Source organism: Pseudomonas paraglycinae (assembly GCF_021601625.1).
Classification (GTDB): Bacteria; Pseudomonadota; Gammaproteobacteria; order Pseudomonadales; family Pseudomonadaceae; genus Aquipseudomonas; species Aquipseudomonas paraglycinae.
Genome location: NZ_BQHR01000021.1, coordinates 53,103 through 66,532, shown reverse-complemented (window position 1 = coordinate 66,532; position 13,430 = coordinate 53,103). Strand labels below are relative to the sequence as shown.

General features: G+C 60.7%; 8 protein-coding genes. 4 read left to right on the top strand and 4 right to left on the bottom strand.

Features of this window, described 5'->3' with window-relative positions; translation table 11 throughout:
- Positions 1–39: 39 nt before the first annotated feature.
- Both sthA and L6D82_RS25030 read right to left on the bottom strand, forming a co-directional pair.
- Positions 40–1,434 carry a Si-specific NAD(P)(+) transhydrogenase gene (sthA, locus tag L6D82_RS25035; protein WP_007953019.1) on the bottom strand — a complete coding sequence of 465 codons (1,395 nt, stop codon included), beginning with the start codon at positions 1,432–1,434 and terminating at the stop codon, positions 40–42.
- A gap of 197 nt (positions 1,435–1,631) precedes the next feature.
- The gene (locus L6D82_RS25030; protein WP_236191864.1) at positions 1,632–2,681 is read right to left on the bottom strand and encodes an FAD:protein FMN transferase; all 1,050 of its coding nucleotides are present in this window, start codon (positions 2,679–2,681) and stop codon (positions 1,632–1,634) included.
- Between the two features lie 53 nt (positions 2,682–2,734).
- Between L6D82_RS25030 and tcuC the strand changes: the two genes are divergently transcribed.
- Positions 2,735–4,027, top strand: a complete 1,293-nt coding sequence (gene tcuC / locus L6D82_RS25025; RefSeq protein WP_236191863.1) for an MFS transporter — start codon at positions 2,735–2,737, stop codon at positions 4,025–4,027.
- 65 nt (positions 4,028–4,092) lie between these two features.
- Here the strand turns inward: tcuC and L6D82_RS25020 are convergent, their stop codons facing one another.
- Entirely contained in the window at positions 4,093–5,556 is a 1,464-nt protein-coding gene (locus L6D82_RS25020; RefSeq protein ID WP_007953026.1) for a glyceraldehyde-3-phosphate dehydrogenase, read from the bottom strand.
- Between the two features lie 354 nt (positions 5,557–5,910).
- On the opposite strand from L6D82_RS25020, the gene mfd reads away from it, so the two are divergent.
- From mfd to L6D82_RS25005, 3 genes are read left to right on the top strand one after another with little or no spacing between them, the layout of a single operon-like run.
- Positions 5,911–9,360: a transcription-repair coupling factor gene (gene mfd / locus L6D82_RS25015; RefSeq protein WP_236191862.1), complete on the top strand. Its 3,450-nt coding sequence runs from the start codon at positions 5,911–5,913 to the stop codon at positions 9,358–9,360.
- A gap of 10 nt (positions 9,361–9,370) precedes the next feature.
- The gene (locus L6D82_RS25010) at positions 9,371–9,937 is read left to right on the top strand and encodes a CsiV family protein (protein ID WP_007953029.1); all 567 of its coding nucleotides are present in this window, start codon (positions 9,371–9,373) and stop codon (positions 9,935–9,937) included.
- Positions 9,938–9,948: 11 nt separating this feature from the next.
- A complete protein-coding gene (locus L6D82_RS25005; protein ID WP_134022739.1) occupies positions 9,949–12,639 on the top strand; it encodes a DEAD/DEAH box helicase in 2,691 nt (896 codons plus the stop codon).
- Positions 12,640–12,680: 41 nt separating this feature from the next.
- Here L6D82_RS25005 and L6D82_RS25000 read toward each other — a convergent pair whose 3' ends face one another.
- On the bottom strand, positions 12,681–13,418 hold the full coding sequence (locus L6D82_RS25000) for an S-methyl-5'-thioinosine phosphorylase (protein WP_007953033.1): 738 nt from the start codon (positions 13,416–13,418) through the stop codon (positions 12,681–12,683).
- Positions 13,419–13,430: the final 12 nt, after the last annotated feature.

The following is a 13,430-nucleotide window of genomic DNA, read 5'->3' as shown; positions in this document are numbered from 1 at the left end:
CGGTCTCCCCGGCCGGCTCAGGCCACCGGCCGGAGCCCGTCAAAAAAGCCGATTGAGGCCGTCGTACGCCGCTACCCGATAGGCTTCGGCCATGGTCGGGTAGTTGAACGTCGTGTTGACGAAGTACTTCAGGGTATTCAGTTCGCCCGGCTGGTTCATGATCGCCTGACCGATGTGCACGATCTCCGACGCCTGATAACCGAAGCAGTGAACGCCCAGCACTTCCAGGGTTTCACGGTGGAACAGGATCTTCAGCATGCCTTGCGGCTCGCCGGCGATCTGTGCACGCGCCATGCTCTTGAAGAACGCCTTGCCCACTTCGTACGGCACTTTGGCCTGGGTCAGCTCCTGCTCGTTCTTGCCGATCGAGCTGATCTCCGGAATGGTGTAGATGCCGGTCGGCACGTCATTCACGAAACGCCAGCTGCCATTGTCGACGATGCTGCCGGCGGCCGAACGGCCCTGGTCGTGGGCGGCACTGGCCAGGCTCGGCCAGCCGATCACGTCACCGGCGCCATAGATGTTCTGCACGCAGGTGCGGTAGTTCTCGTCGACTTCGATCTGACCACGGCTGTTGACCTTGACCCCGATGTTTTCCAGACCCAGCTGGTCGGTGTTACCGGTACGGCCGTTGCACCAGAGCAAGGCGTCGGCCTTGATCTTCTTGCCGGACTTCAGGTGCAGGATCACGCCGTTGTCCACGCCTTCGACGCGGTCATACTCTTCGTTGTGACGCACGGTGATGTTGTTGTTGCTGAAGTGGTAGCTCAACGCCTGGGAGATTTCCGAGTCGAGGAAGCTCAGCAGCTGACCGCGGTTGTCCACCAGTTCGACCAGCACACCCAGACCGCTGAAGATCGAAGCGTATTCACAGCCGATCACGCCGGCGCCGTAAACGATCAGTTTGCGCGGGGTGTGGCCGAGGCTGAGGATGGTGTCGCTATCGTAGATACGCGGGTGGTGGAAATCGATGTCCGCCGGGCGATAAGGACGCGAACCGGTGGCGATGATGATGTGCTTGGCCACCAGTTTCTCGACCACGCCGTTGGCGCAGACCACTTCGATGGTTTGCTCGTCGGCGAAGCTGCCGGTACCGAAGAACACGTCGACGCGGTTACGGGCGTAGTAGCCGGTACGCGAAGCGACTTGTTTGGAAATGACTTTCTCGGCGCTTTTCAACACGTCCGGGAAGGAGAACCAGCGCGGCTCGCCGATCGCACGGAACATCGGGTTGGTGTTGAACTGCATGATCTGCCGCACCGAGTGACGCAGGGCCTTGGACGGGATGGTGCCCAGGTGGGTGCAGTTGCCGCCGACCTGGCGACGGCTGTCGACCATCGCCACCTTGCGCCCTGCTTTGGCGGCGTTCATTGCCGCGCCTTCTCCCGCCGGGCCGGAACCCAGCACCACCACGTCGTAGTTGTAGACAGCCATGCGTACTCCTCAGAACAGGCCGCGGTGCCAGCAGCACCGGCGGCTAAATCACGCCGAACGACGGCGCGAAGGAACAATTGGGGGCCAGTAGAAAACCCGGACACAGTCTATAGAAGCGTCAACGCCGCGCACATTAACCCTTGGTCGCGTCGTAGGCTACTTTTGCCTGCACTACAACGCCAGCTTTCGTACTGTTCTCAGTCAACTTTTGCGCCACTGAGCCGTTCGAAAGCGTGACTGGTGCGTGTGACGAAACCTGTATCGGCACGAATCACAAAGAATGCACCAATGTCGTGTTTTTCCGCATAGTCCCAGGCCCTTTCAGGCCCGAGAATCAGCAACAGCGTCGATAGTCCATCGGCCATCAGCGCTGAAGGATGAATTACCGTGACCGACGCCAGATCGTGTAGGACCGGCGCACCGGTCCGGGCATCGAAGGTGTGGGAATAGCGCCGGCCATCTTGCTGAAAATAGTTGCGGTAGTCGCCGGACGTGGACAGGCCATAGCCATCGACATTGATGACTCGCTCTGCCACCTGCTGATCGTCACGCGGTTCTTCCAGAGCGATACGCCATGGCGAACCATCAAGCTTTTTTCCGGACGCCTTGAGCTCGCCGGTGGCTTCGGCAAGGTAATCATGAATGCCCAGGGCCTCGAGCCGCGTGGCAATGGTGTCGACCGCGTAACCGGCGGCGATGCTGTTGAAATCCACCTCGACCGCCGCGTCCTTGCACAAGCGATCGCCGTCGATGCGCAGGTGCTGATGGCCGACCCGCTGCCGCACTTCGGCCAGCGCCGCCGCATCCGGGACTTTTTCTTCACGCCCTTGCGGGCCGAATCCCCATAGATTCATCAGCGGCTCAACCGTGAGGTCGTAGGAGCCTTCGCTTTGTTGCGACAGCTGCTCGCCCACGTGGATCAATTCAAGGATCGGTGCGGGCATGATCTGACAGCGATCAGCCGGCAATGCATTGAAGCGCGAGATGTCGGTGTCTGCGCGGTAAGTCGACATTTGCCGGTCGACGTCCGCGAGGATTTTTTCCACTTCGACACGCACCTCCTGCGGGGCAGGCAGATTGGCGTGGCGCACGTACTTGATCGAATAGGTGCTGCCCATCGTCGGGCCACCGAAAGTCTCAAGGGAATCGCCGTTGCCACAGCCGGCCAAAACCCAGCCCAGCAGCACGAGAATTCCCCACCGTCCAGTTAACAATTCTTCATCTCCCCGCAAAACCGCGCCGGCCATTATGGGCTACGAGCGCAACGCTTTCTTACAAGATTTAGAGTGAGTACCTACCCATGTCCTCCACGACCGGCAAAGGCAAGGCGATTTTTCGCGTTGTCAGCGGCAACTTTCTCGAGATGTTCGACTTCATGGTCTACGGCTTCTACGCCACGGCCATTGCCAAGACCTTCTTTCCCACCGACAGCGCCTTCGCGTCCCTGATGCTTTCCCTGGCCACTTTCGGCGCCGGCTTCCTGATGCGTCCGTTGGGGGCGATTTTTCTCGGCGCCTACATCGACCGTCACGGCCGCCGCCAGGGCCTGATCATCACGTTGGCCCTGATGGCGGCCGGCACCGTGCTGATTGCCTGCGTGCCGGGCTACGCCACCCTTGGGGTTGCCGCGCCGTTGATCGTGCTGTTCGGCCGATTGCTGCAAGGCTTCTCGGCCGGCGTGGAATTGGGCGGTGTGTCGGTGTATCTGGCGGAAATCGCCACGCCCGGCCGCAAGGGCTTTTTCGTCAGTTGGCAGTCAGCCAGCCAGCAAGCGGCGGTGGTATTCGCCGGGCTGCTCGGTGTCGGCCTCAACCACTGGCTGAGCCCGGAACAGATGGGAGAATGGGGCTGGCGCGTGCCGTTCCTGATCGGCTGCATGATCGTCCCGGTGATCTTCGTCATCCGCCGCTCGCTGGAGGAAACCCCGGAGTTCCAGGCGCGCAAACATCGCCCTACCCTGCAGGAAATCGTCCGTTCGATCGGTCAGAACTTTGGCATCGTCATCGCCGGCATGGCGCTGGTGGTCATGACGACGGTGTCGTTCTACCTTATCACCGCCTACACCCCGACGTTCGGCAAGGCGGAACTGCACCTGTCGGACTTCGATGCGTTGCTGGTGACCGTGTGCATCGGTCTGTCGAACTTCTTCTGGCTGCCGGTGATGGGCGCGGTGTCCGACAAGGTTGGACGTAAACCCCTACTGTTGGCGGCGACGATTCTGGCGATCCTGACCGCTTACCCGGCACTGTCGTGGCTGGTGGCGAACCCGAGCTTCAGCCACTTGCTGATCGTCGAGTTGTGGCTGTCGTTCCTGTACGGCTCGTACAACGGGGCGATGGTGGTTGCCCTCACCGAGATCATGCCGGTGGAAGTTCGTACGACCGGTTTCTCGCTGGCCTACAGCCTGGCGACCGCAACCTTCGGTGGCTTTACGCCGGCGGCCTGCACTTACCTGATCCATGTGCTGGACAACAAGGCGGCACCGGGGATCTGGCTCAGTGGCGCAGCCGTATTGGGCCTGATCGCTACGCTGGTGCTGTTCCGTGGCAACAAGCACGAACTGCGAACGGCACAAGCCGCCACCCCCCGCTGAGACAAATCGCGCACAAACAAAAACGCCCCGACCTAAGTCGGGGCGTTTTCATTTGCAGCTAAAGCTTAGCGCGGGAACGCTGGCGGGTTTACACCGGCCATGTCTTCCATCACGCGGATCACCTGGCAGCTGTAGCCGAACTCGTTGTCGTACCAGACGTACAGAACAACGCGGTTGTCTTGAACGATGGTCGCTTCAGCATCGACCACACCGGCGTGGCGCGAGCCCACGAAGTCGGTCGAAACCACTTCCTGCGAGTTGACGAAGTCGATTTGCTTGTGCAGATCGGAGTGCAGCGCCATGTAGCGCAGGTACTCGTTCATCTCTTCACGAGAGGCGGCTTTCTCAAGGTTCAGGTTGAGAATGGCCATCGACACGTTCGGCGTCGGAACACGGATCGCGTTACCGGTCAGCTTGCCGGCCAGCTCAGGCAGGGCCTTGGCAGCAGCGGTGGCAGCACCGGTCTCGGTGATCACCATGTTCAGCGCGGCGCTACGGCCACGGCGATCGCCCTTGTGGAAGTTGTCGATCAGGTTCTGGTCGTTGGTGTACGAGTGAACGGTTTCGACGTGACCGTTGATGATGCCGAACTTGTCATTCACGGCTTTCAGCACCGGCACGATGGCGTTGGTGGTGCAGGAAGCGGCGGACACGATCTTGTCGTCAGCAGTGATTTCGTTGTGGTTGATACCGTGAACGATGTTCTTCAGCTTGCCTTTGCCAGGCGCGGTCAGAACAACGCGGTCGATACCCGGGCACTGCAAGTGCTGGCCCAGGCCATCGGCATCACGCCATACACCGGTGTTGTCCACCAGCAGCGCATCTTTGATGCCGTACTGGGTGTAATCCACTTCGGTAGGGTTCTTCGCGTAGATAACCTGGATCAGGTTGCCGTTGGCGGTGATGGTGTTGTTTTCTTCATCGATGGTGATGGTGCCGTTGAACGAACCATGTACCGAATCGCGACGCAGCAGGCTGGCGCGTTTGGTCAGGTCGTTTTCGGCGCCCTTGCGCACCACGATGGCACGCAGACGCAGGCCGTCGCCGCCACCGGTTTTCTCGATCAGGATACGCGCCAGCAGACGGCCAATACGACCGAAGCCGTACAGAACAACGTCGGTGCCCTTGCGTGCCGAAGCGTTTTGCTGGCCAACCACGTCAGCCATTTCTTCGCGAACGAACTGCTCGGCGGTACGACCGTTGCCTTCGTTGCGGAATTTGTACGCCAGCTTGCCCAGATCTACCGAGGCCGCGCCGAGCTTGAGCTCGCTCATGGCCTTGAGCAGTGGGAATGTTTCGTGGACGGAGAGTTCGCTGTCGTCGGCAGAACGGTGGCGAGCAAAGCGGTGAGCTTTGAGAATCGCGATGACAGACTGGTTGATCAGGCTGCGGCCATAGATCGAGCTCACCACGTTGTTGTTGCGGTAGAGCTGACCGATAAGCGGAATCATCGCTTCTGCGAGTGCTTCACGGTCGATCCATTCACCAAGACACTGGTCGGGCTTCTGAGTCACGGTAACCTTCCACATGTAGGGGCAGAAAAAAGGGGCTACATTATGCCGCCGAGAACCTCTTGTAGCAATGCGCGCTTGTCGCGCAATCGGTAACAAAAATCCGTCCAAAAAAATAACGCTCCCCGCCAGCCCAGTAAAACCGGGGCTTCCAGCGCAGCCATTTTTTCGACGACTGTTAGACGATGTCTGTAACCCTCCGTAACACCACCAACATTTGGCACTACATAACCGTAAAAAAAGCGCTGGTTTTTATGGTTACCACTACATTTTTTCGAAACAGCGCAGATAGACGCATCCTGCAACTGACAGGCGGCACCGGACGCCGCTACAATTACCGACTTTGTCGCAACGCCTGGAGCTCAACCTTCCGTGCCTGTTCTGCGTCTACCGCTTCTCCCTGCCGCGGCAGGTAAACAGCACTGGGGCAACCTCCCCGGTGCCGCCCTGAGCCTGGCGATTGCCGAGGCTGCCAGCGCTGCCAAGCGCTTCACGCTGCTTTTGACCGCCGACAGCCAAAGTGCCGAACGGCTGGAGCAGGAGCTGAGCTTCTTCGCCCCGGATTTGCCGGTGCTGCATTTCCCCGACTGGGAAACCCTGCCCTACGACCTGTTTTCGCCGCACCAGGACATCATCTCCCAGCGCATCGCCAGCCTTTATAGACTGCCGGAGCTGGAACATGGCGTGCTGGTGGTGCCAATCACCACCGCCCTGCATCGTCTGGCGCCGACCAAATTCCTGCTCGGCAGCAGCCTGGTACTGGATGTCGGGCAGAAACTCGATGTCGAGCAAATGCGCTCGCGGCTCGAAGCCAGTGGCTATCGCTACGTCGACACGGTCTACGAGCACGGCGAGTTCACGGTGCGTGGCGCACTGATCGACCTGTTCCCGATGGGCAGCAAACTGCCCTATCGCATCGATCTGTTCGACGACGAAATCGAAACTCTGCGCACCTTTGATCCGGAAAACCAGCGTTCCATCGACAAGGTCGATTCGGTCAAGCTGCTGCCGGCCAAGGAATTCCCGCTGCAGAAAGACGCGGTCACCCGCTTCAAGGCGCGCTTTCGCGAGCGTTTCGACGTCGACTTCCGTCGCTGCCCGATCTTTCAGGACCTGAGCAGCGGCATCACGCCGGCGGGTATCGAGTACTACCTGCCGCTGTTCTTCGAAGAAACCTCGACCCTGTTTGATTACCTGCCACAGGACACCCAAGTGTTTTCGCTGCCGGGCATCGAGCAGGCGGCGGAAAACTTCTGGAACGACGTACGCAATCGTTATGAAGAGCGCCGCGTCGATCCTTCGCGTCCTTTATTGCCGCCGGCCGAACTGTTCCTGCCGGTGGAAGACTGCTTTGCCCGCCTGAAGAACTGGCCGCGTGTGGTCGCCAGCCAGCAGGACGTTGAAACCGGTGCCGGCCGCGAACGCTTCCCGGCGCAGGCGCTGCCGAATCTGGCGATCGAAGCCAAGGCTACCCAGCCGCTGGCCGCGCTCTCGGCATTCCTCGACGAATTTCCCGGACGCGTGCTGTTTACCGCCGAATCCGCCGGTCGTCGCGAGGTGCTGCTGGAGCTGCTGGATCGCCTGAAGCTGCGACCGAAAACCGTCGACAGCTGGCCGGACTTTGTCGCGAGCAAGGATCGCCTGGCGATCACCATCGCCCCGCTCGACGAAGGCCTGATGCTCGACGACCCGGCGCTGGCACTGGTCGCGGAAAGTCCGCTGTTCGGCCAGCGCGTGATGCAGCGTCGCCGCCGCGAAAAACGCGCCGACGCCAACAACGATGCGGTGATCAAGAACCTCACCGAGCTGCGCGAAGGCGCGCCGGTGGTGCACATCGACCACGGCGTCGGTCGCTATCTCGGCCTGACGATTCTGGAAATCGACAATCAGGCCGCCGAATTCCTGACCCTCGAATACGCCGAGAACGCCAAGCTTTACGTGCCGGTGGCCAACCTGCATTTGATCGCCCGTTACACCGGCAGCGACGATGCGCTGGCTCCGTTGCACCGCCTCGGCTCCGAGACCTGGCAGAAAGCCAAGCGCAAGGCCGCCGAACAGGTCCGCGACGTGGCTGCCGAATTGCTCGACATCTACGCCCGTCGCGCCGCCCGCGAAGGTTATGCGTTTGCCGATCCGAAGGCCGATTACGCAACCTTCAGCGCCGGTTTCCCGTTCGAAGAAACCCCGGACCAGCAATCCACTATCGAAGCCGTGCGCGAGGACATGCTTTCGCCGAAACCGATGGATCGCCTGGTCTGCGGCGACGTCGGTTTCGGCAAGACCGAAGTGGCCATGCGCGCTGCGTTCATAGCGGTACACGGCGGCAAGCAAGTGGCGATCCTGGTGCCGACCACCCTGCTCGCCCAGCAGCATTACAACAGCTTCCGCGACCGCTTCGCCGACTGGCCGGTGACCGTGGAAGTGATGAGCCGCTTCAAGTCGGCCAAGGAAGTGAACGCTGCGGTGGCCCAACTGGCCGAAGGCAATATCGACATCGTCATCGGCACGCACAAGCTGCTGCAGGACGACGTCAAAATCAAAAACCTCGGGCTGGTAATCATCGACGAAGAGCACCGTTTCGGCGTCCGTCAGAAGGAACAGCTCAAGGCCCTGCGCAGCGAAGTCGACATTCTTACACTGACCGCCACGCCGATTCCGCGCACGCTGAACATGGCAGTGTCGGGCATGCGCGACCTGTCGATCATCGCCACGCCGCCGGCGCGACGCCTGTCGGTGCGCACCTTCGTCATGGAGCAGAACAAGAGCACGGTCAAAGAGGCCTTGCTGCGTGAGCTGCTGCGCGGTGGTCAGGTTTACTACCTGCACAACGACGTGAAAACCATCGAGAAATGCGCCGCCGAGCTGGCCGAACTGGTGCCGGAAGCGCGGATCGGCATCGGCCACGGGCAGATGCGTGAACGCGAACTCGAACAGGTGATGAGCGACTTCTACCACAAGCGCTTCAACGTGCTGATCGCCTCGACCATCATCGAGACCGGCATCGACGTGCCGAGCGCCAACACCATCATCATCGAGCGTGCCGACAAGTTCGGTCTGGCGCAGCTGCACCAGCTGCGCGGTCGCGTTGGTCGTAGCCACCACCAGGCTTACGCCTACCTGCTGACCCCGCCGCGCCAGCAAATCACTGGCGATGCGGAAAAACGCCTGGAGGCGATTGCCAATACTCAGGATCTGGGCGCTGGCTTCGTGCTGGCCACCAACGACCTGGAAATCCGTGGCGCCGGCGAACTGCTGGGCGACGGCCAGAGCGGTCAGATTCAGGCCGTGGGTTTCACGCTGTACATGGAAATGCTCGAGCGCGCGGTGAAATCGATCCGCAAGGGCGAACAGCCGAACCTCGATCAACCGCTCGGCGGTGGCCCGGAGGTCAACCTGCGGGTGCCGGCGCTGATTCCGGAAGATTATCTGCCGGACGTGCATGCACGCCTGATCCTGTACAAGCGCATCGCTTCGGCCACCGACGAGGAAGGCCTGAAGGATCTGCAAGTCGAGATGATCGACCGCTTTGGCCTGCTGCCGGAGCCGACCAAGAATCTGGTGCGCATCACGGCGCTGAAATTGCAGGCCGAACAGCTGGGCATCAAGAAAGTCGATGGCGGCCCGCAAGGCGGGCGCATCGAGTTCGCGGCGCAGACGCCGGTCGATCCGATGACCCTGATCAAACTGATCCAGAGCCAGCCAAAACGCTACAAATTCGAAGGCGCCACGATGTTCAAGTTCCAGGTGCCGATGGAGCGCCCGGAAGAGCGCTTTAATACTGTGGAGGCGCTGTTCGAGCGCCTCATCCCGAAAACTGCTTGAAGGACGCCGCATGCGCCTGTTTCGCTCTCTGACTTTGCTACTGACTCTGGTGGCACCTACGGCGTTTGCCGATGACCTCTATCAGGTCGAAATGATTCTGGTACGCCAGAACGCCGTGCCGGCGATTGTCAGCCGCGCTGCACCGGAAGACTGGGCGGCTGGCGCTCAGCGTTTGGGCGATGACAGCAAACGCACCCCGGCGCTGAACGATGTTGTGACCAAACTCACCGCCAGCGGCGAGTACAGCGTGCTGATGCACAAAGCCTGGCAACAGACGCTGGGCGAGACACCGGCCAAAGTTGCGGTCAGCGAAGGTCAGGAGCAGTTCGGCCAGTTCCCCATCGAAGGCACGATTGAAATGAAGCTCGGGCGCTTCACCGACGTGAACGCCGACTTCTGGGTCAATCAGATCGACGCCAACGGCATGGTCACCGCCAGCGAGCGCCTGAAACAGGACAGCCACACCAAGAACGGCCAACTCAACTACCTCGACAACGGTCATCTGGCCCTGCTGATCAAGATCACTTCACTGACGGCGCCCGCGCCTCGGGAAGCGCCTGAAGTCGTTCCGGACTGATCGAAGTCCTTATGCCCCCGCCACTGAGTAAACCGCTGGCCTCCTCCTGGGTCAGCCGATTCAAGGAACAAAGCCTGGAGCGTGGCCGCCGCTACGCGCTGGAAAACCGGGTGCGATTCGTACAGGTCGGCGACGCGACCATTACCGCCAGCTGCGAAGGCTCTGGCGGTAACGTCTACCGTCAGACGATTCATCTGCGCGAGTCAGCCAAAGGCACGCTGCTGATGGTCGACGCCACCTGCACCTGCCCAGTCCACAGCAACTGCAAACACTGTGCGGCGGTATTGCTGCAAGTGCAGGAAACCCTCGAATACCCCGCCGCCGCCAAAGACGCCGAACTGCTGGAAAAACTCCAGGCCGTCCTCGAAAACCGCAGCCCGAAGGCGCCACCGCAAGTGCTGGTGGACAACGTGCAACCGGTGCCACGCCTGTGGCTGGCCAGCGTCGAATTCAGCGCGTTCGAACCGCGCAACGGCAAGATGCAGCGCTACATCCAGCACCGTGCGGCGCTGTCCTTCAGCTATCTCGACGAATACGTCAGCGGCCAGAAGAACAGCGACATTCTGATTCGCCAGGAAGCCCAGACCTTGCGGGTCAAACGCCACCCGGACGTCGAACAAAGCTACCGCGAGCAGCTGCGAATTCTCGGCTTCCGCATCGCCACCCGGCAGAGCAAGGCCCTGCCGGAAAGCGCCGGCGAACTCTACGAGATGGTCAACGACAGCGCGTGGCTGACGTTCACCCTCAACGATCTGCCGAAACTGCGCACCCAAGGCTGGGAGCTGTTGGTCGACGATGAATTCGGTTTCGACCTGACCGCCGTCGACGACTGGTACGCCACTGTCGAGCAGACGCCGGAACGCGACTGGTTCGATCTGGAGCTGGGGATCATCGTCAACGGTGAGCGCCTGAGCCTGCTGCCGATCCTGCTCAACCTGATGCGCTCGCACACGGAAATACTTAATCCGGAACGTCTCGCCCGCCGTCGCGACGATGAGCTGATTCTGGTGAACATCCCGCAACGCAACAGCGAGCACGGACCGTTGCAAGTCGCCCTGCCCCTCGGCCGGCTGAAACCGGTACTGGCGACCCTTGGCGAGTTCTATCTGCAGGAGCCGGGCGAAACCACCCTGCGCCTGAGCAAGGCCGACGCCACGCGCCTGAATTCGCTGGAAGGTATTCCGCTGCTGTGGGAGGGTGGCGAGCAGATTCGCAGCTTCGCCCAGCGCTTGCGTGATATCCGCGATTACAGTGCCAAAGCACCGAAGGGGTTGAATGCGACGCTGCGTCCTTATCAGCTCGAAGGCTTGAGCTGGATGCAGTCGCTGCGACAACTTGAAGTCGGCGGGATTCTCGCGGACGACATGGGCCTGGGCAAAACCCTACAGACACTGGCGCATATTCTCAGCGAAAAGAACGCCGGGCGTCTGGATCGGCCGTGCATGGTGGTAATGCCCACCAGCCTGATTCCCAACTGGCTCGACGAAGCGGCGCACTTCACGCCACAGCTCAAGGTTGTCGCGCTGTACGGTGCCAGCCGTAAAAAGCATTTCGAGCATCTGGCCGACTACGACCTGATCCTCACGACCTATGCGCTGCTGCCCAAGGATGTCGAGCGTCTGGCCCAGCAGCCGCTGCACGTACTGGTGCTCGACGAAGCGCAGTACATCAAGAACCCGAACAGCAAAGCCGCCCAGGCTGCCCGTGAACTCAATGCACGCCAGCGCCTGTGCCTGAGCGGGACGCCACTGGAAAATCACCTGGGCGAACTGTGGTCGCTGTTTCACTTCCTGCTGCCCGGCTGGCTCGGCGACGTCAAAAGCTTCAACGCCGATTACCGCGTGCCGATCGAAAAGCGCGCGAGCGAAGTCAGACTTCAGCACCTCAACGGCCGGATCAAACCATTCCTGCTACGCCGCACCAAGGAACAGGTTGCGACCGAACTGCCGCCGAAAACCGAGATCATCCATTGGGTCGAGCTCAACGAGGCCCAGCGCGACGTATACGAAACCATGCGTCTGGCGATGGATAAGAAGGTTCGCGACGAGATCACTCGCAAAGGTGTGGCGCGCAGCCAGATCATCATTCTCGAGGCATTGCTCAAGCTGCGGCAGGTCTGCTGCGACTTGCGCCTGGTCAACGACGCCACCCTGCCCGCTCGCGGCAGCACATCGGGCAAGCTCGACAGCCTGATGGAAATGCTCGAGGAGTTGTTTGAGGAAGGCCGGCGGATTCTGCTGTTCTCGCAGTTCACGTCGATGTTGTCACTGATCGAGGACGAGCTGAAAAAACGCAATGTCGCCTATGCGCTGCTGACGGGACAGACTCGGGATCGGCGAACGCCTGTGAAGGAATTCCAGAGCGGCAAGCGTCAGATCTTTCTCATCAGCCTGAAGGCTGGTGGTGTGGGTCTAAACCTGACGGAAGCGGATACGGTGATTCACTACGACCCGTGGTGGAACCCGGCGACCGAGAATCAGGCAACCGACCGCGCGTATCGTATTGGTCAGGAGAAGCCGGTGTTTGTCTACAAGATGATTGCCCGGGGCACGGTCGAGGAGAAAATTCAGCTTCTGCAGAAGGAAAAGTCCGACCTGGCGGCCGGCGTGCTGGATGGGCGCAAGGCCGGGGACTGGAAGCTGCAGAGTGATGATATCGAGGCACTGTTTGCGCCGTTGCCGGACAAGTTTGAAAAGCGCTGAGATCCTCAGCGCTTTTCATTCAAGTCATTGCGGAGCCAGAATCAGCCCTTGAGTACGCGCGCCAGCGTCGACTTCACCTTGCCCATGCCATCGTGCAATGCCTGCTCGATCTCGGCCATGGTGATCACTTCAGTGGTCTTGCCCGCCGCCGGGTTCACCACCAGAGACAGGCAGGCGTAATCCAGATCCAGCTCACGGGCCAGCGCCGCTTCCGGCATGCCGGTCATGCCGACGATGTCGCAGCCGTCACGCTCCAGACGCACGATCTCGGCCACGGTTTCCAGACGCGGGCCCTGTGTGCAGGCGTAAACGCCCTGATCGCTGTACTCGCAACCTTCAGCGGCCAATGCAGCAATCAGTTGCTGACGCAGCGGTTCGCTGTAGGGAAAGCTGAAGTCGATGTGTGTGACATGTTCCAGGTCATCGGCGAAATAGGTGTGCTCGCGACCGCTGGTGTAGTCCACGATCTGATGCGGCACGCAGAAATGTCCGGTGCCCATTGCAGGATGAATCCCACCCACGGCGTTGACCGCGATGATCGCTTCGGCTCCGGCCTGCTTCAACGCCCACAGGTTGGCGCGGTAGTTGACCTTGTGCGGCGGGAAGCGATGCGGGTGACCGTGACGAGCGAGGAACAGCACTTCCTTGCCGGCGTACTCACCAATCTGAACCTCGGCCGATGGCGCGCCATAAGGCGTGTCCACCGCCAGCGACTGACGAATGCTCAGGCCTTCCAGCTGGGTCAGGCCAGTGCCGCCGATGATTGCGTAAACCGTCATAACGAAAAATCC